The 22,855-nt window shown below is 56.6% G+C and carries 14 protein-coding genes; 2 read left to right on the top strand and 12 right to left on the bottom strand.

The annotated features are described in order from the left end of the window. Positions 1–58: 58 nt before the first annotated feature. The 7 genes from ACMGT0_RS20120 to ACMGT0_RS20150 form a co-directional block, all read right to left on the bottom strand. The gene (locus ACMGT0_RS20120) at positions 59–1,057 is read right to left on the bottom strand and encodes a TauD/TfdA family dioxygenase (protein ID WP_416769474.1); all 999 of its coding nucleotides are present in this window, start codon (positions 1,055–1,057) and stop codon (positions 59–61) included. 7 nt (positions 1,058–1,064) lie between these two features. Then, positions 1,065–1,988 (bottom strand): aspartyl/asparaginyl beta-hydroxylase domain-containing protein, encoded by a 924-nt coding sequence (locus ACMGT0_RS20125; protein ID WP_054063148.1) that lies wholly within the window; start codon positions 1,986–1,988, stop codon positions 1,065–1,067. A gap of 46 nt (positions 1,989–2,034) precedes the next feature. Next, the gene (locus ACMGT0_RS20130; RefSeq protein ID WP_054063149.1) at positions 2,035–2,781 is read right to left on the bottom strand and encodes a thioesterase II family protein; all 747 of its coding nucleotides are present in this window, start codon (positions 2,779–2,781) and stop codon (positions 2,035–2,037) included. Then, positions 2,771–3,643 carry a class I SAM-dependent methyltransferase gene (locus ACMGT0_RS20135; RefSeq protein WP_054063150.1) on the bottom strand — a complete coding sequence of 291 codons (873 nt, stop codon included), beginning with the start codon at positions 3,641–3,643 and terminating at the stop codon, positions 2,771–2,773. The genes ACMGT0_RS20130 and ACMGT0_RS20135 overlap by 11 nt, the downstream gene beginning before the upstream one ends. Positions 3,644–3,645: 2 nt before the next feature. Next, positions 3,646–3,858: an MbtH family protein gene (locus ACMGT0_RS20140; RefSeq protein ID WP_054063151.1), complete on the bottom strand. Its 213-nt coding sequence runs from the start codon at positions 3,856–3,858 to the stop codon at positions 3,646–3,648. 41 nt (positions 3,859–3,899) lie between these two features. Next, positions 3,900–13,364, bottom strand: coding sequence for an amino acid adenylation domain-containing protein (locus tag ACMGT0_RS20145; RefSeq protein WP_416769476.1), 9,465 nt, complete (start codon positions 13,362–13,364; stop codon positions 3,900–3,902). Positions 13,365–13,505: 141 nt separating this feature from the next. Next, entirely contained in the window at positions 13,506–13,883 is a 378-nt protein-coding gene (locus ACMGT0_RS20150) for a bleomycin resistance protein (protein WP_054063153.1), read from the bottom strand. Between the two features lie 1,013 nt (positions 13,884–14,896). Between ACMGT0_RS20150 and ACMGT0_RS20155 the strand changes: the two genes are divergently transcribed. Further along, on the top strand, positions 14,897–15,883 hold the full coding sequence (locus tag ACMGT0_RS20155) for a GNAT family N-acetyltransferase (protein WP_416769479.1): 987 nt from the start codon (positions 14,897–14,899) through the stop codon (positions 15,881–15,883). A 1,009-nt stretch (positions 15,884–16,892) separates the two neighbouring features. On the opposite strand, the gene ACMGT0_RS20160 is transcribed toward ACMGT0_RS20155, so the two are convergent. From ACMGT0_RS20160 to ACMGT0_RS20175, 4 genes are all read right to left on the bottom strand, one after another. Further along, positions 16,893–17,402: a ferritin-like domain-containing protein gene (locus ACMGT0_RS20160; protein WP_054063155.1), complete on the bottom strand. Its 510-nt coding sequence runs from the start codon at positions 17,400–17,402 to the stop codon at positions 16,893–16,895. A 292-nt stretch (positions 17,403–17,694) separates the two neighbouring features. Continuing rightward, positions 17,695–18,477, bottom strand: coding sequence for a coniferyl-alcohol dehydrogenase (locus tag ACMGT0_RS20165; protein WP_416769481.1), 783 nt, complete (start codon positions 18,475–18,477; stop codon positions 17,695–17,697). A gap of 19 nt (positions 18,478–18,496) precedes the next feature. After that, positions 18,497–19,972, bottom strand: coding sequence for an aldehyde dehydrogenase family protein (locus tag ACMGT0_RS20170; protein WP_054059703.1), 1,476 nt, complete (start codon positions 19,970–19,972; stop codon positions 18,497–18,499). A gap of 85 nt (positions 19,973–20,057) precedes the next feature. Next, complete coding sequence (locus ACMGT0_RS20175) at positions 20,058–20,966, bottom strand: ketopantoate reductase family protein (RefSeq protein ID WP_416769483.1); 909 nt, start codon at positions 20,964–20,966, stop codon at positions 20,058–20,060. Between the two features lie 230 nt (positions 20,967–21,196). Between ACMGT0_RS20175 and ACMGT0_RS20180 the strand changes: the two genes are divergently transcribed. Continuing rightward, positions 21,197–21,526 (top strand): nitrilase-related carbon-nitrogen hydrolase, encoded by a 330-nt coding sequence (locus tag ACMGT0_RS20180; RefSeq protein WP_416769485.1) that lies wholly within the window; start codon positions 21,197–21,199, stop codon positions 21,524–21,526. Here ACMGT0_RS20180 and ACMGT0_RS20185 read toward each other — a convergent pair. Further along, entirely contained in the window at positions 21,502–22,836 is a 1,335-nt protein-coding gene (locus ACMGT0_RS20185; RefSeq protein ID WP_416773519.1) for an MFS transporter, read from the bottom strand. The genes ACMGT0_RS20180 and ACMGT0_RS20185 overlap by 25 nt on opposite strands. Positions 22,837–22,855 lie beyond the last annotated feature (19 nt).

A 22,855-nucleotide genomic window follows, 5' to 3' on the forward strand; every position in this document is an offset into this window, starting at 1 on the left:
TTCCGTTCGTAGTTTTGTTTATACAACCCGTTCGCCGCCTCGGCACGGCGGAACCAGGTCAGGCAAGCATCTTCACGTAGTGTTTGCGCAGTCCCGTGTAAGCATCACGACCATGCGCGGTCAGCATATTATCGATAATCAGTACATCACCTCGTTGCAGTGCCAGCCGATAAAGTGCCCGCTCGTAAGCCTCCCTGAGCACCTGATACGTCTGCGGCTCAATTGCCGAACCGTCGCCATACAACGTTTGAAAGGGATAGACATCTGGACCGAACAATTGATTGAAGGCCTGTCGCGTCGACTCAGGAAGCGATAGTGCATTGAAGAAAACGCCATGGTTGAACCAAACTGACTGATGGGTGTGAGGGTGCTGAAAAGACCACCTCGCAGCGCGCTCCACCACAAGTTGGTCTTCCAACTTGAACCATTGATAGCCGCGCGCCGAAAGCAACAGAGTCAACTCTTCCTCATCTGGCACCGCAAACGCCTGGCGCCAGCTGTATCCAACGCCTTCGATGAAACGACGCCGGTATTTCAAGCCCTGGCTCTCGCATGCCTCGCACAAGGAAGCAGGAATCTCGGCGTACACCTGGCGGGTATCGGCAAGGATCATCGATCCTCCCGACGAGGCAGGTTGTTCGCAATAAAAGCCGAGCAAGCGTGGCCAGCTCGAGGCGTAAGCGTTCTCGTTATGGAGAAAAATGGGTTCACGAGCAGGGTACTCGGTGGCGGTATACAGATGAGTACCTACCTCAGTTCGAGGCGTACTACGCTCTTCATACTCAAGCGACTCGCTGCCAAACATCTGCAATGCGGCAGAAAACTCATCGAGAGTGGACACACTGAAGCCGCGGAACAAAATCGCCCCGACGTGTTGCACCAAATCGACCAAAGAGCCCGCGACCTCGCTTAGCAACGCTGACAATTCCATGTTGGCCGTAGCCGCGCGCACGACCACGCAGGCAGCTTGGTCATCGAGCAATTCAAGGGTGACGCCCGATGGCATCAAGGCTTGGCATACACCCAGTCGCCGCCGGGCATCCGCTAGTGAATACATGCTGGCCTCATACGCTGGTGGAAATGCGCAGGCGTTTCAGGCCATCGAGTTCAACCCTCCGAGCGCCGAGCTCAGTCATGTAGCGGCGGAGTTTTCCTTCCAGAAAAGCATCAGGCAACAACCGTGGCTCAGTACTTTGCTCGTCCATATAGATCCCTTTCAAATGTGCCTCCCTGAGCAAGTCAGCTACTCGCTCCTGCAAGCCTTCGGCAGGCGATCTGGCTGACGAGCATGAGCTTTTCGCTTCTGGATGAGGGAAGTCGAAAATCAATACGATTCGATCCTCATCACTCAGGTTCCACACCTCATGCTCATATGAGTCGTCGAACACAATGCAGCGCCCTACTTGCCAACGTACTGTTTCTGAACCGACGCGCATCATGGCATCAGCAGGTGTATTGATCCCCATGTGCAAACGCAAACGACCGTTGGTCTCGCCACAATGGGGGACGATATGCGTCCCGGGAATGATCCTGGATAACATTACGACCCCGGCGCCCAGCAGTTCGGTGGGCAACGCATTGAGCACGGCAAAGGTCGCAGGCAAATGACACGCGGCGCGCTCAGAACGTACCCCCGCCTCGAAGAAGACCAACTGCTGCCATTGCCCTCCCGGCTCTACTAGCGGCTCCTCGACATCGGAGAAGCTCTCGAAGCCCCCAGCCACAGCGGCCATTACTTCATCGACGATGATGTGCCCATGGGCCTCAAGATGACGAACCACCTCGAAATCTCCTGCGCGGTAGAGCGCGGGTCCCGCCACCTCCCTGAGGTAACGGATCGGCCGTTGCAATGCGCTGGGAAAATAGCCCAGCTCAGCCATCAACTGAGCGAGCCTTCGCGCCGCCGTCCAATCGGCACACGCAGCCATCTGCCCGATCAGTTCGTTAGCTCGTGCACGAAGGCCCTCTTCCGTGCTGTCCATATTCATTGTTTGCTCCAATTAACGACCCGGAAGAAACAGGCTTAAACTCTGTTCACCATGCTCCAGCACTGGCGAATCGCTTAACGATATCGAGTGTCTCACCCACACATTCGCGATGAAAGAAATGCCCCCCTGCCACCTCACGCACATGCAGATTGCCGCTCGTATGCGCTCGCCATTGCAGGGCATTTTCACGATCATGGTTTTCATCGTAACGACCGAACAGTGCGACCACTGGACAAGCCAACGGCGTAGCGTCGGCATCATGAACATAGCGATTGAACAACGTGAAATCCGCCGCAATCATCGGCATGAAATGCTGGATGAAATCCTTGTCCTGTATCACCGCTTCATCGACGCCCCCCAGACGGCGAATCGACTCAATCAATTCGGCCTGGTTGGTAAAACGTGTCTTGTCCTTGCGCACGGCTGAGGGTGCATAGGCTCCTCCCGTAACCAAAACTCTTGGACCGGTAGCGCCTCTAAGCTGCAGGCTTCTGGCAACTTCATATGCCAACAGCCCGCCCAAACTGTGTCCATAGAAAATGAATGGCGTGTCATCCCACTCAGCCACCCCCTGGCAAATCTGCTCTACCAGAGGCTGCCAATCCATCAGCGCAGCCTCATGCACGCGCTGTTCGCGTCCGGGCAATTGCACCCCATGGACGCCAACCCAAGACGGCAGGTGATTGCTCCAGACGTGATAAATCGAAGCTCCTGCTCCGGCGTGAGGGAAACAAAGCAGACGAACCCGCTCATCGGAGCCCTTCGAGAGGAGCTGAATACTGTCATTGCTCATCGGATGATCCTCCAGACGTCTGTGCAACTGTTGACGTCGCCTGCCGGGCACAGACGATGGGATATGACGTGCTGAGAATTAGCCGCCCTTCCTTGCGATAGAGGACATTCTCCCCCGCTAGTGGGTAGTATTCGAAGACAATGTCAGCGCACGCCCGGTGAAACGCCTCTTCACGCAGGCCATGCGAAACCAGAACAGGAGCCTGTCGCTGCCATGCATTGCGCAACAATGCAATGACATCACTCTCATAATGATGCTGCGCAACGTCGACCACCTGGGCAAAACCGGCGTCATGCAACCATCGTTTCAGCACCTCGGCACTGGCCCAGTAACGAGCACGCATTCCTGTAGCCTCGGCACAGAATGTGGCCACGCGATTTCGAAGCTCGCAGCCCAACGCCGGGCTCGTTTCATACTGAAGGATGAACAGCCCGTCGGGGCGCAAGTGCCTACGCACATTGGCGATCATCGCTTGTTGCGCGGCCTCGCTGTTGTAATGCAATACCAAGCGCATGAGGATGATATCCGCCGGTTGACCTACGTAGGAGGAGATATCACTCACGACAGCCGCGATACCTCGAGCATGGGCGCGCGCGACGAAGGTGGGGTTCGCATCGACGAGCAGCGCATCGCATTGAACACCCTCTTTGGCCAACAGCCTCATGCACCGCTCCAGCAATAGCCCTTGCCCGCCCCCGAAATCCATGATGCGCACTGGCCCAGGTTTCGTAGGGAGGTTGGGCAGCATTGCCGTACAGGCAAAATGATCGGCATCGCTAACCGACCCAAAGAAAGGATGGCTGGCCTCCAGATCGAGATGCCCGGCGATGTCATCGGCCGTTCCTGGTATCGCGAGCTTCATACTCAGCGTGCGTTCTCTTGCATCCAGCGACGCAGGCTCAGTGGTCGCATGTCGGTCCAGACCTGGTCGATATGGTCGAGACAGGCTTGCCTCGTACCCGACTTGCCTACTGTTCTCCAACCGGCTGGCAAAGCACGATCCTGTGGCCAGATCGAATATTGTTCTTCATCGTTCATCACAACACAGAAAGTGATTTGGTCATTATCGTCAAACATCAAGTTTTCCTTCCGTTGATACTCAGTGAGTGAATGTTGCTTCAGCGCCGTATCGCTGGCGCCTCGATATCTATGACAGCATGCAGATGGCCGGAGTCTTCATTCAACTCATTGAGCATCGCATGAACTTCGTGAATGGTTTCCACCCAGCGGTTATCGCTGCGCACAAGTCGGATCATCGCCCCCACGGTCGGTTCCGCCATGACGTCATGCAGTCGCAGCTCGATGAAATAGAGTTCGTGCAAGCGCCCCAGAATGCCCAAAGCATCGATCGATGTTCCGCCAATGCGGAAGAAATTGGAGTCGAGCGACACCTGGGGCACACGCAGCACCTCGCACCAGATCATGCGGATAGCCTGGTCGACCAGATCCTCAGGCTCGCTGGCACTCGCCGCCATGTCGTAGTCATGTGCCTCGTCAGTGATCACCGGACGTTCGCCACGCTCGATGAGAATCGCAGCAGGCACATGCGTAAGCAGCTCAGACGCATACATCGCCAGTGACGTCGAAGCCAGTTCATACTCAGCTTTCGTGTCGCCCTGTGGAATCTCTTGCTGACGCGGGTCGAGCGCGCCGGCCAGCACCGCGCAGCGGACCCCCGCCCCGCTCGGATCGACCATGCCACCAGGGGTGAAACCGAGCATACACATGCCAAGATTACGATGCCCCGATTGCATCATCAGCCGCTGCGCATAGCCGCCGATTGCCAGCCGTGCCCGGCGCTGAGCATCTTCATCGATGAAATTGCCCTCGACGTACAGCTCGAGCAGGCATTGACTTGCGTCCCCGATGAGTCCGTCGAGTATTGGATTAGGCCCACTGAGAATCTGCTCGCTGAGCAGCTCCGCGCCCTCGCGACCAACAATCTTCAAATGCGCGCCATCACGCCGATAGATGCGAGTACGAACAGGTTCCGCCATCGCCATCAGCCCTTGCCCAGGCGCGTCACCCGCAAGCAGTGTAACCGTGGCCAGCGACGTCAGGCCCGAAACGGCCACCGTGCTATCAAGCATCTGCTCACAGATACGCAATCCATGCCGATTAGCAGCCTGCTCAAGCACAGCAAGCATTGCTCCCGCCTCAAACTGGGCGAACGCCTGCGACTTCTCACCATAAAGCGACGCAATACGCTCAAGGTCGGCGGCCAACAGCAGATGAACACCTTCACTTGGCAACCCACGTTCCATCGCAGGGTCCACACAGCGCGTAAGGCTACGGGCAATCGGGTCGAGGGCGTACCATCCAGCCGCCAGCCCATAGCCATCCGTTACGGCCAGATAGGCATGTACCGCGTAGCAGCTCCCGGCGGAGGGATAAGGGTATTTGGGCAACGGCAGCGCAATACTCTCCACAGCCGTCAAGCTGCCGATCCACCTCAACACATCGCTCGACTCGATGCGCCGTGAGCGCAGCGCCAGGACCGGGCTCGCGCGCGCGGACTCCAGCCACTCCATGATCTGGGCATCTTGCAAGGCAGCACCCCAGAACGTGCGATAGCTGCGACGCCCCAATACTTGAGTCCTCGATGCGTCATCACGCTCAGGTAGCGAACAACTGATCTCGGTACTCCTGGCCCCGATCATCCATTGGCGTTTTTGCTCCAGACGATCAACCCACGAAAGCGGACTCGTTGGCATGTCCAGCGCACCTTTGGCCCAAAGCTCCAATGCCAAGGGTGCCAAGCGCACGCCTACCGTAGGCGCAAGACCTTGCCCAGGCGACTGCTGCCACGCTTCAGCAACACGAGGATGAGCCTGCAGGCACGCCACCATGGCATCGAGAGGATCCTGTTCTGCGCGGATACGTGCCAAGTGATCATGACAAGCGGCGATCAAGGTTTCTGGCACTTCGAGCTCAGAGGCACGCCAGGCCATCGGATTGTCGCTCAAGCGCTCAAGCGCAGCGACATAAAGATTGAAAAGCGCCTGCACCAATGGTTGATCCAGCACGTCATCGCGCACGTCCCAGGCCAACAGCAGATTACCATGCTCCTGGTACACCTGATGGTCGAGCCAAACCTGAGGCGTCTGCGTCAGCGCATAGGCCACTTCGCCCTGAACATTTTCAAGCGTCAACGAGGCCCCACTGTTTACCGGAAGTACCAGGGCGCTGGTAAATACAACCGGCGCCAAGGCCACACGCCCCCGCCGCTTCGACAGGTCCTGAAGCACTTGCACACCGCTGTACTGGCTATTATCGAGATCCGAAAGAACTTGCCGGCACAGAGCGCCAATCGATGCATCCAGAGGCTCTCCATCGTTACACCGGTATTCGAGCAAGAATGTCGAAGCGAAATCGCCCACGATATCGTTGATATCAGGATGAATAGGAGGACGATTGAAGTGGGTGACATTGATGACAAACGATGCGTTGTCGCAAGCCAAGCGCAACACCCGACCGAAGACGGTCAACAACATTGACGACGGCGTCGCACCACATTCGAGGGATCGCATCTTCAAACGCGCCCACTGCTGTGACTCAATGACCTGAGTGTAACGCGTGAATCGGGCAGCGGCGCTTTCGTCGCCAACGCGTCGGACCGGCAAGGCCGGTGGCGGCGGCAAGCTGTCGAGCCTTTCCTGCCAGTAGTCACGCATGCGCACATAGTGCAGCGAATGGCGCAACGATGCCATGTAGTTGACGTAATCACGGAAGGAGAAATCCAATCTCGGCAGCGTGCTTTCGTTTTCTCGATAGAACGCGAGAAGATCACGCGCAATGAGGTTGGTACTCCATGCATCCGCGATGATGATATCCAGGCTGATATGCAGGCGTACTACGTCGTCAGCATGACGAGTCGCGGTGATCGAGAACAGCGGCCATTGAGCTGGATCTTTCGCCGCCAGCGATTGTCTCCGGCGGTTGGCTTCTAGGCGCTGCGCCTGGACTTGGAGCGAATGGGCACGCACGTCATCCACGGCTATGCAATAACGCGGTACACGCTCCAAAATGCGTTGCTCGCCATCTTTGAACACGCATCTCAACATACCGTGCCGTTCGACGGTGCGATTCAGAGCCTCCTCGAAACGCGCCAGTTCCAACCCACGATAATCGATCTCGATATAGGAATGGGCGGCAACCGCGCCCAGCGTCATATCATCACGACGCCCAACATGATACGAGCGCTGGATATCCGTCAACGGGAACGGCAGGAACTGCTCGGCAGCCTCGGCGGCGATGGCCATCGGCAGAGGCGCAACCGCTCCCCCGCTCATGTCTCGGCAACGCTCAACGTGTTCGGCAATTGCCTGCAGGGTGGGGTGATCATAAATCGCCCGGGCAGTCAGATCCAGGTCGAAGATCGAGTTGAGCTTGGCGACGAATCGGGTGGCGACGAGCGAGTCGCCACCGCTGCTGAAAAAGTTCTCTTGTTTTTGGGGGTGCATGACACCAAGCATGACCTGCCACAACTCGGCAACGACTGGCTCCACGATGACATCGCTCGAGCCCCGCTCTCGTTCGAGTTTGTGTTCAGGCAGAGCTTCACTCTGGAGCATCGCACGGTCGACCTTGCCGTTGGCGCCCATCGGCAAGGCCGTCAATATCTGCAAGGCAGCAGGCACCATATAGCCCGGAAGGTGTGCCTGTGCATGATCGAACAATGAGCGTCGAAGCCGGACTTCATCGGTCACACCGATGTCAGGTGTCAGTACGACATAAGCATTCAGTTGTCGAGCATGGTTGAGGATGGCAACAGCGCTCTTTACCATCGGGTGCGCCTGAAGTACCCCCTCCACCTCTCCGAGTTCGATTCGCAAACCATTGAGCTTGACCTGTCCATCCTGGCGCCCCATGAAGCGAATATTGCCATCTTGCATGTAACAGCCGATGTCACCTGTCCGATATAGACGCTCGCCCGTGACAGGATGGCAAATGAACTGAGCGGCTGTTTTCTGTGGGGATTCCCAATAGCCACGCGCCAGCCCCGCGCCACCGATGTAGATTTCACCCGCCACCCACACCGGACAGGGTTGAAGCAGCACATCGAGCACATACATGCTCTGACCGGGCAAGGCGCGACCGTAAGGAATACTGACCCACTGCGGGTCAATGGCGTCGATGGGGAAGTAGATTGACCAAATCGATGCTTCGGTTGCGCCCCCCAGAGAGACGAGCTGCATAGCAGGCACGATCTGGCTCAACCGCGCATGCAGCGTCAGAGCGATCCAGTCGCCACTAAGAAACGCCAAGCGAAGACTTGCCAGGGCGTCGCCCCGGCCCTTGCAGTTATCGATCAGCAATTCCATCAGTGCCGGAACGGAGTTCCACACCGTCACGTCATGCTTGCTGATCAGCTCTGGCCATCGCCAGGGGCGTGCGCCCTCCTCAGAGGTCAGCATCACACAGGCGCCACCAACGAAGAGCGGCCCCCAGATATCGTAGACGGAAAGGTCAAAGCACAGTGAAGAAACGCAAAGAACTCGATCATGTTCTGTCACCTCGAACAACTGGTTGACAGACTCTATGGTGTTCAATACGGCGCCATGCTCGATCACGACACCTTTGGGCGTTCCCGTGGTGCCCGAGGTAAAGATGATGTAGGCAATGCCGTCTGGCATAGCCTCGACGGGGCAGGAACTCGGCGCGGATTCAAACGCAGCGTCATCGAGCACCACCACCGAATAGCCCCCTCCCAAGCCCTCGGTCGAGCCCGGATGGGTGATCAGCAATGAAAGCCGTGCTGCCGAGATGACCGTATCGCGGCGTGCCTTAGGCCAGGCGCGATCGATAGGCACATATGCGCAACCGCCCAGGTTGATGGCGAGCATAGCCACCACAGCTTCCCAGCCTTTTTCCAATAGCAGACCGACCCGATCTCCGGGCCGCATGCCTGCAGCTTCCAACGTCGCACGCAAGCGCTGAGCCAGGTCCAGCAATTGCGCGTAGCTAAGTGTTCGATCAGCCGCGATAATCGCGGCATGATCCGAGTAGAGGTAGGCAGCCTTGATGACTTGTTCAGGCAGCGTGCTGCTGATCACTTGCCGGTTATCGAACGACGGCCAGGCATCCGCATCTCGTGTCGTACGAAGGCTAGTCATCCAGGCATCATCTTGGGTCGCTAGCGCGCAAAGCAGGCAACGGTAATGAGCGAACATCGCTTCGACGACGCCGGCTTGAAACGCTTCATCGACGGCATCCCAATTGACGACCAGCTCACCACCCGCCTCTTCGATCTGGCAATCGATCCATACGTTCGAGGTTTGCGTGACACTATGGACAAGGCGCCCAGAAAGTCGACTCGTCTGCTCACTCATCGCTTCAGGCAACCCCAACGCGCTGGTGAATACCACGGGCAGGGCGATTCGTTCGCCGCCATTGCGTCGAGTCAGCTCACGCTGAACCTGAACACCACAGAAGGCTCGATTCTCGAGCACCTCCCGTAATTGCGATTGCACACGAACGAAGGTTTGAGATGCCACTTCGTTTGCGCAGGATTCGCAGCTGAAAACCAATGAGGATGTGAAATCGCCGACCACCTTGTCGATGTCGCAGTGCAGCAACTGACGATCAAAAAGCGTCAGAACCAGCGAGAATGCCTCACTGGCGCACCACGCCTCAATGGTCGAGGCATAGGCACCCAGCAGGACACTGGTAACCGAGACTCCTGATTGCGCGGCACGCGCCTGCAGAGCCCGCCATTGAACGCCAGAAAGTCTCATGCCTCGTCGATTGAAGCGCATCGGCGTCTCATCGCTGGGGCGGCGCCGCGCCATGGGCAATTGCGGCGTCTTGCCCAACGACTCCATGCGCTCAAGCCAGTAAGCCTTGGCTAGCTCGAATGTCGCGCCTTGCTGCGAAGATTGACTCGCGATCACATAATCACGGAATGACAGCGCGATCTGCGGTAATTGCACCAAGTCCCGCTGGTAGCTTGCCTCCAGCTCACGCATCAACAACCGTGCACTGAAGAGGTCAATGAACAACATGTCGAAAGCGAAGAACAGCCGATAGCGCTCGCCCCCTAAGTATGCAGCGGCGACGCGAAACGATGGCCATTGTCCCGGCTCGAAACGTGTGCAGGAAAACTCGTCGCGACATTGATCCAGCTTTATGGCCAAGTCTTGCTCGGCCAATTGAGACAGGTCTTGGGTTTCGATCTGATAAATCGGTACCTCGCTAAGAATGCGCTGCGCATCCTCACCGACGAGTACGGCTCGCAGCATGTCATGTCGACGGATGCAACGGTTGAGCGCCTCGGCGAAGTCCGGCAACGACAGGCAATCGTAGTCCATCGAGAATGCGCAGATTGTCGACATCTGAGCATGATTCTCAACGTCATGGCCTATTCGGTAGGCTTGTTGCATGAGCAGCAGCGGGAATGGCTCGTACCGTGACCTGGGATCAACCACCAACGGGGCACGCGCAGCGACCTGTTCACCAGTGTGTTCGGCGATGTACAAGGCCATGCCACGCACCGTGGGCGCTGCGAAAAACTCTGCGAGGCGCATCGAGCAGCCGAACCGCAGGTTTAACGTATCAACCAGGCGAATCGCCAAAAGAGAATGGCCACCGACCTGATCGAAGTGATCGTCGATCGACAACATTCCAGCACCGAGTACATCCTTCCAGACATGCATGACGTCTCGCTCCAGCAAGGAGATGTCAGCACTGTCTTCGTATGCACCGGTTGGCAACGCGAGTGCTTTGAGGGCACGTCCGTCACGCACGGCCTTGCCCGAGTCGGTACGTGGTATATCCGCCACTTTCAGCCAAAGTGTAGGAATGGCATGCGCGGGAAGGAGCGCTCGGGCGTGCTCGTTCAAACGTGCTTTAGACAGCTCGATATCGGCGGAGTAGAAGGCAATCAAGCCCCCACGGTCAGACTCATCAAGGATCACGCAAATATCCCGCAGGCCTGGCAGTGTCCGCATGGCCACCTCGATCTCCAACACGCTGGTGCGCATGCCGCGCACCTTGATCTGCATGTCGAGGCGACCAAGATAGTGACAGGCCCCTGTTTCATCCATGAAGCCATAGTCGCCAGAGCGGAACATTCTGCCGCCCTCGGGTGCAGGCCAGAACCGATCAGCAGTCAGCGCTGGTGCAGCATGGTAACCGCCACCCACCGCGCTTCCCGAGACCGCGATCTCGCCGTGTGTCCCCCGCGGCACCACCCTCCCGTGGGCATCCACAATATAGAGCGAGGTATTGCTGATAGCTTTGCCAATCGAAAGGCGCCCGCCGTCCACGACATGCCAAGTGGCATCAGCAGTCACCTCGGTGGAACCGTACAAATTGATGAGCGAAACGCCGGGAAGCACTTTGCGAAACGCCAGGGCAGTCGACTCTAGCAACGCTTCGCCACTGCAATGCACACGCTTTAAGGCCAGCTCCGCTCCTGAGACTGATGTATCGAGAAGCAACTGCAAGTAGGAGGGAACAATCGTCAGGTGGGTGATCCGCTCGGTTGCGAGCAGGCGCCAGAACTGTCGGGGATCGCTCAGCGACTCCTGGGAAGCCACAACTACGCATGCACCGCCCAGGATGGGTGCAAGCATCTCGATGAAGGAGTCCACAAACATCGGCGGGCTGCGCAGGACGACACGATCATCGGGCTCGTAAGGCGCGCTGCTCCATTGCCAATGGAGTCGATTGAGCAAGGCATCTGCCAACCCATAGGCGCCTTTTGGCTGACCAGTGCTTCCCGACGTATAGATCAAGTATGCGGGCGCATCGGGGCCGTGACGGCGACATAATGAGGCTTGCCGAGGTTCAACCACTTCCACTTGGTTAACGTCGAAAGCCCGGCGACCTGGGGTAACCCCGCTCAGACGCTTGAGACCTTGAGCATCGGTCAATATCACAACAGGGTCGCTATCAGCGATCTGCAGGGCAAGCCTGGCATCAGGATACGCGGGGGGCAGAGGCACATAGCAATGCCCTTCGGACAGAATCGCAAGAACCGACACGATCAACTCGATCGAGCGATCCAGGTGCACCCCCACCCTGACGCCTTGCCCTTCCAGGCTCCCAAGCTTGGCTGCTAGAGCATCAACACGCGCTTTCAACTCGCCATAACTGAGGACGGTGGAACCAGAGCGTATCGCTGCCTTCTCGGGCTGACGCCGAGCGGTCGCATCGAAAATCTGGGCAAAGGACTGCACCGGCCATGCACAACGCTCACCCTCGGCTACGCTGGGCAGCTTTAGCCTTGCGCCTGCATGCAGGATATCCGCTACAGGCTCATCGGAAGCGCCGAGCAATCTCTCGCAGAGATGGATGAAACGTTCGCCCAGCTCCCCGATGGTCGCTTCATCGTAAAGCGTGGAATCGTACTCCAGCGACAATGCAAAAGTATCGACCTGCTCGGCAACCATAAAGGTCATATCGAACTTGGCCGGAGCCTCAGGCAATACCAGGGGGATCAGTTCAATGTCATCGAGGCCAGCGAAAGGGGTCAGATTCTGATAAACGAATACGGTTGAAGGTTCAAGCGAAAGGCCCTTCTCGAACCCCTCCATCCGCAACCGATCAAACGGGTAATCACGGTGCTCGAAGGCCGCTTGCCAAGCGGAATAGACACGATTCAGATAAGCAGAAAAAGGAAGCGTCGCATCGGCAAGAGGCCGTACCAGCACATGATCAACGAAGCAGCCGATGACATTGAACCACTGCGCATCTTCGCGATATCCAACCGTTACAGGAATGCACCAACTGCCAGTGCTCGTGTTGCGCTCTTCCAGCAACAGCCCCAACACAGCCAAAAACACAATAAATGGCGATGTACCTGATGATGCGCACAAGGCCCTGAGCCGCATGGCGCTGGCGGAATCGAGAGAAAAGAACTGCTTGCGCCCCACACTCAGTTGATCCATTGCCCGCACGTGATCGCAATGTATCGCCGCACATTGATGCTGCTCAATGAACTGGTGCCAATAATCGCGGGACGCTTCGAACGAACGTTGCGAATCGAGTCCCAGCCGACGGGCATGTGCGTACTCGAAAAAACTCACCTTGGCCTGCGTGGGCAAGGCATTCTGGCGATAGTATTGGATGAGCTCAGAGAGCAGTATACCCTGCGACCAGCCATCCGAAACGATATGATGCACCACGAGCACAAGTACGCACTCGTCTTCGCTCAATATAAACTGAGCACAACGCAACAATACGCCTTGCTGCAAATCAAAGGGCTTGTCGACTTCATTTTTTATCGCAGCGTACAACCTACGCCAGCGATCCACGCGACTAGACGTCGAGAAATCTTCCACAACAAAGGGAACAGATCGACCCGTCGCAGCATATTGCCAAACTTGCCCACTGTTCTCGATAAAGCAGGCACGCAGCGCTTCATTCGACGCAAGGACTTTATCCAGCGCCGAAGCAAGCACATCAGAGTGCAACCACCCCTTAACGCGCACAACTACAGGTGAATTGTAAGCAGATTCTCCAGGCGCCCGTTGCTCTCGGAGCCAAATAGACTCCTGCAAATGAGTAACCCGAAATTTTTCAGCAGACGAAACAAACTTCCCAGTACCGGGGTTCATCCTTGAACTAAACGATTCCATTAAAGTTGCTTCGCCATCCGAAAGGTTAATTACGTGCAATAGCAGCTAACGCGGGAGCCCCCATGCGACCGATCACCATAAAGTCTCTAACAAACTTCCTGTACAGCACCAATAGGCGAACGACCAAGGCGTCAGTACAGCTCAGTCGTGATGCTCCTCGTCATCAAGCGACTCGCCAAACTTAAGAAGGTTCCCGTCAGGATCGAGAATATAAAGCTCCGCCGTACCCCAGGCAGTGCGCTTGACCTCTGGAAGCTCTGGCAACACCTGGACCAAAGCTTCGCGTAGCACATTGATATCAGAAACCCGTATGTAGCAGGACGTGCTTTCAGCAATCCGCTTGTCCTCACACTTCCAAAAATGCAGCTCCACCTCCCCCCACCCAGCCATACCGTAGGAGAAGTCTTCGAAATAGTGCCCCTTGAACCCCAGCGAACGATAAAAATCTATCGTACGCGCAATATCCGTAGAAGCAAGTATCGGAACCGCCTTCAGAAGAACGTCCTTAACCTCTGCCATACTCTCCCTCCAAAAAAGCCATGGATACCATTCAAAGATGACCCACTAATTACAGGCATTACAACCGATCAACCTTTTCGCATACCCAGCGAAAAACATCAAATACCGCCACAGCGGGAGGCAAATGCAAGCACATAGGCAAGACAGCACACAACACAAATGCCAATGGGGCAAATATTGTGCCAATTTCAGGACAGGACAAGATGAACTGTGATTTAGATGATGCTTCACGTACAGTCCCTGTATCATTAGCGATGGCGTCAATAATACGCAGACACACTGGAAAATCAACACGCATTCGACAATTCTCCCAGGTTGGCTCGACCGGATTGCGCGGATGGTGGCACCATGCTTGCACCCGCTCAGCCACCCTAGTGGTAGCGCTGAATGCAAGGACGTACGTCGAGATATCTTGTTCCTAGTGACAAACTGGCAGAGTAGAAACTGTCATCCGTCGATGAAAACGCTCAGCAGACTCGCCATCGTATTTGTCCCGCCCGCAGACCATTAAGCAAGCCAAGATAGCCTACCCATGGCGCCGAAGCGCATATCGGTAACGGCATGAATCCGGGGCCGTCCACTCTTCTCACAGCAGCTCCAGGAGTGGAGACAGACACCACTTGAGCAGCCTAAACCGAAGCATCAAAGGCACTCAACAAGCAGGTGCTAGCAAGAAAAAACAACCAAATCCAGCATTGAAATGACATCCAATTGACTTACGAAGATAGCGACCATTTCAATCTGAACAAAATCCGCCGAAGGTTCGCCAGCGATCAGCCCAAAGCAGCTTGAAGGGGAGAAAGCTGATCTTAACCAACCTGTCAGACCTGCCGAGGCAATTGCCGCCCACGCCAAGACAAGCCAAAACTCCCCTCCACAACCCAATGGTCACCAACCTTTCTTTGCATTAGTATTCCCTTCAAAATCGTAATGTCTGTCAGCATTTCACCTACGCATGATTCACCTCGGCCCCGCGCTGGTTAAATATTTTGTGATCAAGAGTGAGCCCCCACGTGACTGACCAAACACCGACAATGTCAACACAGAACGGAATGATTTTGACTGTCGATCAGGATGGGGCTTTCCTGACGTTAGCCCACGATGACAGAAAAGTCTTGGTAGCCAGAATCAGAAAAACTGATAACATCTCCGGTGGAGAAATTTCATTTATAGACCCAGCTATAAGAGATAAAGCACTACGCGAACTTTTTCATCATTTAGCAAAGCTTTATCGCGACGAGGAAGCCTTCTTTGTGCAATGCGAACATTTATCGAGCGACCTTGCCGCAAGAGCTTCAAGAATCACGCCAATCGACAAAACCTTAAATCGCTACATATTCTCTCAAGCAGAAAATTTACAAATTTCACAATTACGGAAAAACGAGACTATGACTGCACCCCCTCACGTTCCTCCTACTCGCCCTGCTAAGCCAACAGGTGAGCTTTATCACCACTTCGATCCGATGCTAAATGAAACGCTGAGCTTACGAAGCCTTTGTATTGATGATGACCTAGAGATCTTCAACAAATGGCAAAACGACCCCAGAGTTGCACATTACTGGCAGGAGGAAGGAAGCCTTGATGATCACTTCGAGTATCTCAGCCGGATTGACTCCGACCCCCACATTTATTCAATAATAGCCTGCTTTCAAAGTGAACCCTTTGCTTATCTTGAAGCATACTGGGCAAAGGAGGATCGTATCGCTCCCTTTTGCAATGCCCAGGACTATGACCGCGGTTTTCACTTGCTGGTTGGCGAAAAGCGCTTTTTGGGCCGAGGACGAACTGACGTATTACTGTCCTCAATAGTGCGATACCTATTTTCAGATGAAACGAGGACCAATCGTATTGTCGTGGAGCCTCGGGCAGATAACGCTAAAACAATTGCATTGCTTCGGCGCCACGACTTCGAATTTGAAAAGCATTTCGACTTCCCGCATAAGCGGGCCGCACTGATGACACTCGCCCGCGAGACTTTTATTGCTCGAAACTGTTCGTGAGACAAGGCGTGTGATGCACTGGGATCGAGCACGCCTAGAGGGATTTCAAGTCCCTATACCGTCCCGCCCCGGCGACAACCGTGAGGCGGACGACCCCTACGACCCTTCCGCGAGCGGCGAGCAACATTCGATTATTGCGATCATGATTTGAAAACACCGTTCTTATCGAACGTCAGATGAAGGTAGTTGCTATCATGACCTCTACTTCCTGAGAGTTCTTTAATCCCGACGTTACGGGAGCAAATACGCACTCCAATCCTATCTCCAACTCAGCCTGGGCGAATACAGATACATTTCGTACCGAGCCTAGCTATCGTTCTGACTGCGCAGTTCGTTTCGGTTCGCGGTCTACCGAATTTTGGAAGAGCAAGGCAAGCCTGACGCCCCGTACTTTTGACGTTGGCTACAATGCCAAAGATTATGTAAAAACGGCTGTAACTAAACTAAAACTTTCCAGGCTCGGCAGGAAGTAGTCTTGCTCTGCCCAAGCGGCCCCATACCAAAGCATATGACGAACTCACCGCAGTACAAACATCACATAACAAAAAAATGGACCATGCCCTTCAAACTATCCAAACAAAAGCGCTGAGCAAGACGGTAATTACCATTCGTCGCAGCTTACGGCGAAAGAATAAACTGCTCCCAGTATTTTTCATCCCAATAATGAGTCTACCCCGTGCAGACTCCTGATACGCTCCTGTCTTGCCCGTACGCAGTACGGGCTTTTTTATGGTGATGTGCATGAGTAACCAGTGTCCTCAGCCTGGTCAAGACAATACCTGCGGCCAGTGCGACCACCCTTATATCCGCAAAGGCTATTATCTGGGAGTGGATCAGGGTGTGTATGTTTGTATGCACTGTGGTGAACAGCGTAAACCTGAGCAGTGGGAAAATTTTGTGCGCCGTTGTAGGCCGCCAGAGGAGCCACTCAAGAACCCACAGCCGTTTATGCCAGCGGAATGAGGCGTCCAGCCCGGCGCCCTATCGCAGTTGGGCGCCGGGCTTAGCGTTAGCGTTTGGCTTGTGCGTCGGGATCGGCAGAACGCTCCAGAAATGCCTGCGTCAGTTCGGGCAACTTTTCCAGCAGCCATTGAGCCATGGCAATTTCCTGGGGCAGAATTTCTTCGCACGCCGCCAGGGTCAGCGCGTCACCCGCCTCCTTCGCGGCCGCTATGAGCACCGTGTAACTTGCAATTTCCATATTTTCGAACACATAACCGGCCATCGCGCCCTTGATCACCTCATCACTCATGAGTGAGCCACCCACCGCCTGCCCGAAAGCCATCAGCTTGCCGCCCAGATCTTTCAGAGTGGAAGGACTCCCTCCCAGGCGCCTCAGGCATTCGTCAATGAGCTGCTGCTGGCCAAGGGTTTCCTGGATGTGCTGGTCGATTCGTGCCTTGAGCTGGGGGTAATGTTCCAGGCGTTCGGATTGCGCCTTGAGCATCTTCTCGGCCTGCTGCTCCATCGCATGAGCATCGCGTAGCCAGTCGAGTACGTTTTCCTGTGGGGTAGCCATGGCGTTATTCCTCTCTTAGAAAATGAAAGCGGCCCCCTGATTCGGGCACTCGCTTACTTTCAGTGAGGCAGATACGGGCAAGTAAATTTCAAAATATGCTCTGAAAGCACGACCAGCGGTTGCAGGCAGGTGCCGCTGGCGCTTGGGGGCAAGTGTGGAAGCTCATTCCTTCACCTGCCGGTAAGGGTTGTCATAGGCCTGCTCGCTGAAGATCAGCATCGGATCCTTGAGCAGGTACCCGCGCAAGGTTCGACGAAGTCCCTAAACGTCGGACTTCGTCGAAATACCTGCACTATGGAGTTCGCAAGCCATTACTGCTGGCAAGAATATGCGAGTGCATACCGCCATCGACCGACAAATTGGTACCACGCATCCAGCGCGAACCATCGCTTAGCATAAAGGCCACCACCGGAGCGATATCAGTGGCCTTACCGGGCCGATCCATGGTTTTCATGTCTTCCTCGGCGCGGGCACCAAGGGTTTCGATGAAGTCCTGGAGGATCGGGGTATCCACCGGCCCGGGGCTTACGGCGTTCATGCGAATGCCGCGCTCCCGCCACGTCCAGCGGTGCTGCAGAGTCCAGGCGATCAACGCTTCCTTAGAGAAGAAATAGCTGCGCGCGCCGACGATCCCATGGCGAGCACAGAACGCCGCAGCGCCAGAGAAACTCAGGTGTTCACTCTCATTGATCGCCGAGACCGACTGAGTCCACCCGATGCCCGCCAGCGAGGCCAAGTTGACAATGGAGGCATTGTCAGCCAGTCGTGGCAACATCCCAAGCGTCAGATACTTGAGGCCGACCAGATTGACCTTGAGCACCAGTTCGGCACTTTGCGTCGGCGGCAACCCGGCAATGTTAGCCAAACCGTCAAGGCCGTCAGGGAGTTGCCCCAACAGGCTGTCGATGGAGGCTTGGGACGACAGGTCAGCCTGGATGAAGCGGTCGACTTCGACCTTGGGTCGATTGATGTCCACACCGATGACGTGGGCGCCTTGCGCGCACGCAGTACGCGCGGTTTCTTCGCCGATGCCGGAAGCCACTCCGGTTATGACCAGCACTTTACCGTTGAGCATGAACGTTCTCCCGATTGCATCAGAATGGATAGCGGCGTGGGCTGGCCTGCACGCTGACCCAATGATCGGTAGTGAACTCCTCGATGGCCCAGTCGCCATTGAAACGGCCGAGTCCGGAATTTTTCTCGCCTCCGAACGGTGCATGAGCCTCGTCATTAACCGGGATATCGTTGACATGGGTCATGCCGGCCTTGACCTGACGAGCGAAACGCACCGCACGCTCCAAATCGCCACTAAACACGGCGCTGGATAGGCCGAACTCGCTGTCGTTGGCCAAATCCAGCGCGTGCGCTTCATCACGTGCGCGCTGGATACCGACCAGTGGTCCGAAGATCTCTTCACGGGCGATCTCCATATCCCTGGTTACATCAACGAACACATGGGGCGGCAGCAACTGGCCCTGCACCTCGCCTTCGACCACTACCCGGGCGCCTTCCTGTTTAGCGCGCGCCACCTTTTCCAGCAGACCTTGCAACTGCCTGGGGTTGATGATCGGGCCGACCACTGTGTCGGCGTCATGCGGGTTACCCACCTTCAACGCCTTGACCTTTTCGGCATAACGCAACACAAACTCGTCGTAAATCGCGTCCTCGACGATGATCCGATTGATCGCCATGCAGATCTGGCCTTGGTGAAGGAACTTGCCCACCACCGCAGCACTGGTCGCTTGTTCCAGGTCGGCATCGGCCAAGACCACGAAAGGGCTATTGCCACCCAGTTCCAGGGCCACATGCTTGAGGTGCTGCCCGCCCGACGCCAGGCGGCCAATGTTCAGCCCGACGGGCGTCGAGCCGGTGAAGGAGATGAACTTGGGCACCTCATGCTCGACGAAAGCATTACCAATTTTCGACCCGGCGCCGACTACGACGCTGATCAGCCCCGCCGGTAGACCGGCCGCTTCGTACAGACTGGCCAGGAGCAAGCCGCCGGTGACTGGCGTATCGCTGGCAGGCTTGATCACGACAGCGTTCCCCAAGGCCAAGGCAGGCGCCACGGAGCGCTGTGACAAGTGCAGCGGGAAGTTCCATGGGCTGATCACCCCCACTACGCCCAGGGCCTCACGGTATACGCGGTTTTCCTTGCCAGGCACGTTGGACGGCAACAGGCGCCCCTGAACCCGGGCCGGAAACGAGGCGGACTCCAGGGTAATGCTGCGTGCCGCGCCCCATTCGATCTGCGCCTTTATCCGGGTACTGCCCGACTCGCGAATGATCCAGTCAATGATCGCTTCGCGGTGTTCATCGAACAACTGCACCACTCGATGCATCACCGCGGCCCGCTCGGCGGGGCCAGTGGCGGCCCACTGCACCTGCGCTTCGGCAGCCTTGCGATAGGCTTCGTCAAGGTCGTCCCGATCAGCCTGGACAATTTGTGCCAACTGGCTGCCATCGAACGGGTTGGTCACCTGCAGCACACTGCCGTCACGGCCGTCGCGCCATTGACCGGCAATGAACTGTTGGGTGAAGACTGGGAATTGCGTGGCAAGGTGAGTCATGAGTTACCTCTTTATTGGAATAGCGCTCATCGTTCGATGAGTCATTGATCACAGCGCAGGGGTTCCGTCTGCAACGCCGTGAGGTTTAGCCCTCGCTGACCTTGACCAGGTTGTACAGCGCCTGCAATACAGGCGTCGCCACGCCCAAACGCCTGCCTTGCGCCACCACTGCCCCATTGATGAAATCAATCTCGGTCTTTCGCCCTGCTTCCAGGTCCTGCAGCATCGACGGCTTGTGCTGCTGGTGATGGTGTAAGGCGTGGTTCACTGCGGCGTTGACTCGCTCGCTATCGACCGCGACCCCATTGGCTTGGGCAACGGCCACCGTTTCCGCAAGGAGGCTGGCCAATACTTGCCGCCCCTGCTCGCAGCGGCCAACTGCCCCCACCGTCTGGCGAGTAACGGCACACACCGAGTTGAGTGCTGCGTTGAAGGCCACCTTCTCCCAGATCGCTACCTGCACCCGCGGATCGGCCTCGCAGGGTAAGCCAGCCTGACTGAACACAGCAGCGACCTTTTGGACTATCGGGCTATCTTCGCCGCCGTAGGACCAGAGGTTGACGTGGCCTTCGCCATGGCTATGAACCACGCCGGGTGCCACCAGGTCCGCAGGCAGATTGGTCATGCCAACGATAACGCGCTCGGCAGGCACCACGTCGGCAATCAGTTCAGCGTTGCCCAGGCCATTCTGTACTGACAGCGCCCAGGTGTCGGGCCCGACCAGATGGCGCACCGAGTCGATTGCCGCTGCGGTGTGAAAGCCTTTGGTGAAGATCACCAGCAAATCAAAGTGACCTGACAATTGTGCTGCCCGAGCAATCGGGACCTGCACGGTGGCCTGCACATCGGGGGCTTCAAGGCGCAAACCGTGTCGACTGATGACGTCAATGGTGTGATCGGAAGCTTCAACGAACGAAACATCTTGCCCTGCCAATGCCAGACGCGCACCAAACAGCCCGCCCATGGCGCCTGCACCAACAATCGCAATCTTCATCGCTGTTCCTCCGAGTGAATAAAAACACACTGTAAGAACTCATTGGATATCTCACAAATAAATAATTAATAGGGAAAACATAGACAGCACTTATGAAATTGAAGCCCTCAGCTGTCCCAACGCTTGATTCCGAATTTGCTACGCCTAGGCAACTTTTACGCAACGCAGGGGAAAAAGCGCGGCATGTCGTATCCATAGAATGAGGCTGCACATGTCCAAAGGAGCCTGCGATGCCCATCAATCACCCCAAATACCGGGTTGCCGCCGTTCAGGCGGCCCCTGAGTCTCTGGACCTCGAAGCCACCCTCGAGAAAGCTGTCGGTCTGATGCAACAGGCCGCTAGCGCAGGCGCAAGCCTGATTGCATTTCCCGAGAATTTCTTCCCCGGCTACCCGATACCTTTTTATTGTTTTCAGAACGGCTCGATCCATCCGCAGCTCAAGGCCGAGCGGCTAATGCTGCCGGGATTGAAGTGGGGCGCAGGCTCGCCCGGGATGGGCTCGGCGCCAGCCAGGCGCCGAGCGTCTATCTCAGGTCAGTGCTGGGGGCCCAGCGCCTGACCTGCAGCGGCGGGCGCTGCGATAGTGCGTTTGCGGATCATCGCGATGGCAAACACCGCTATCACTCCAGGCACTGCACAGAGGATGAAGTTGAGTTGCAGCGGCAGGTTCATGCTCAGCATCAGCCCGCCCAGGGTTGGACCGGCGACGCCACCGAAGCGGCCAATTGCCGAGCACCAACTGACGCCGGTCGAGCGAATTTCGCTGGGGTACTGCTGAGCGGCAAAGGCATGGATTACCGCCAAGGTGCCGATGGTGGTAGCCCCTGCTATCAGCAACATGACGTTGAGCAACACCGGGCCAGGCTTGATGCCCAGAATGCACAGCGACGCTACGGCAAGCAGGAAGAACAGCATCAGCGTGGGCTTGCAACCCCAGCGGTCAGCCAGCCAGCCACCGCCCAGCGCGCCGGCCGTAGCGCCGATGTTCAGGGTAACCAGGAACATCAGGCTGGAGCCCAGCTCGAAGCCCCCGGCAACCATGATTTTCGGTAACCAGGTGTTGAGTCCGTAGACCATCAGCATGCACATGCCGAAGCCTAGCCAGAGGAACACCGTACCAACGCCACGACCTTCGGCGAACAGACGCGAAAGCGGTGCCGCAGAAGAGGTCCTGAGCGGTGCATCGAAGCTGACGTTGCTCGTATCAACCTGCGCAACGATACGGGTGAGCAGATGGCTCGCCGCATCACGGTCCTTTTCCAGCAGATAGTGCAGCGACTCGGGTAGTTGCTGCGCCAGCCAAGGCAGGCACAGCAGCGGCAGACCGCCGATGAGGAAGGTCGCCTCCCAGCCGTAGCGAGGGATGATCAACATCGCGACCAGCGCGGAAACCATCGCGCCAATCGAGTAGAAGCTGAGCATGATGGTGGTGAGGGAGCTGCGGCGCGATGTCGGCGCAAGGTCGTTCATCAAAGCAACGATGTTGGGAATCGCCCCCCCAAGGCCTACGCCGGTGATGAAGCGCAGCAGGGCAAAGCCCGGTGCATCCCAGGTGAACGCGGTCCCCAAGGTACACAGGCTTGCGAGGGCGATGGAGCCGATGATCACCTTGCGACGCCCGAGTCGGTCGGCCTGCGGGCCGACCACGACCGCGCCGAACATCATGCCGAACAGCGCGGCACTGCCCATCCAGCCGGCAACCACCGGCGTCAGAGCCCATTCTTCCATCAGGCGGGGAACCACCGAACCGTAGATGACCAGGTCGTAGCCATCGAACAGCATGATGAAAGAACACCAGAACAGCAGGGTGTAATGAAGCTTGCCGAGGGGCGCTGCCCCCGCAATGTCCAGCGCAGATTTATGAGTCATCATCATGTCTTCTTGTTTT

The sequence above is a fragment of the Pseudomonas sp. RHF3.3-3 genome (genome assembly GCF_048069595.1).
Classification (GTDB): Bacteria; Pseudomonadota; Gammaproteobacteria; order Pseudomonadales; family Pseudomonadaceae; genus Aquipseudomonas; species Aquipseudomonas fuscovaginae_B.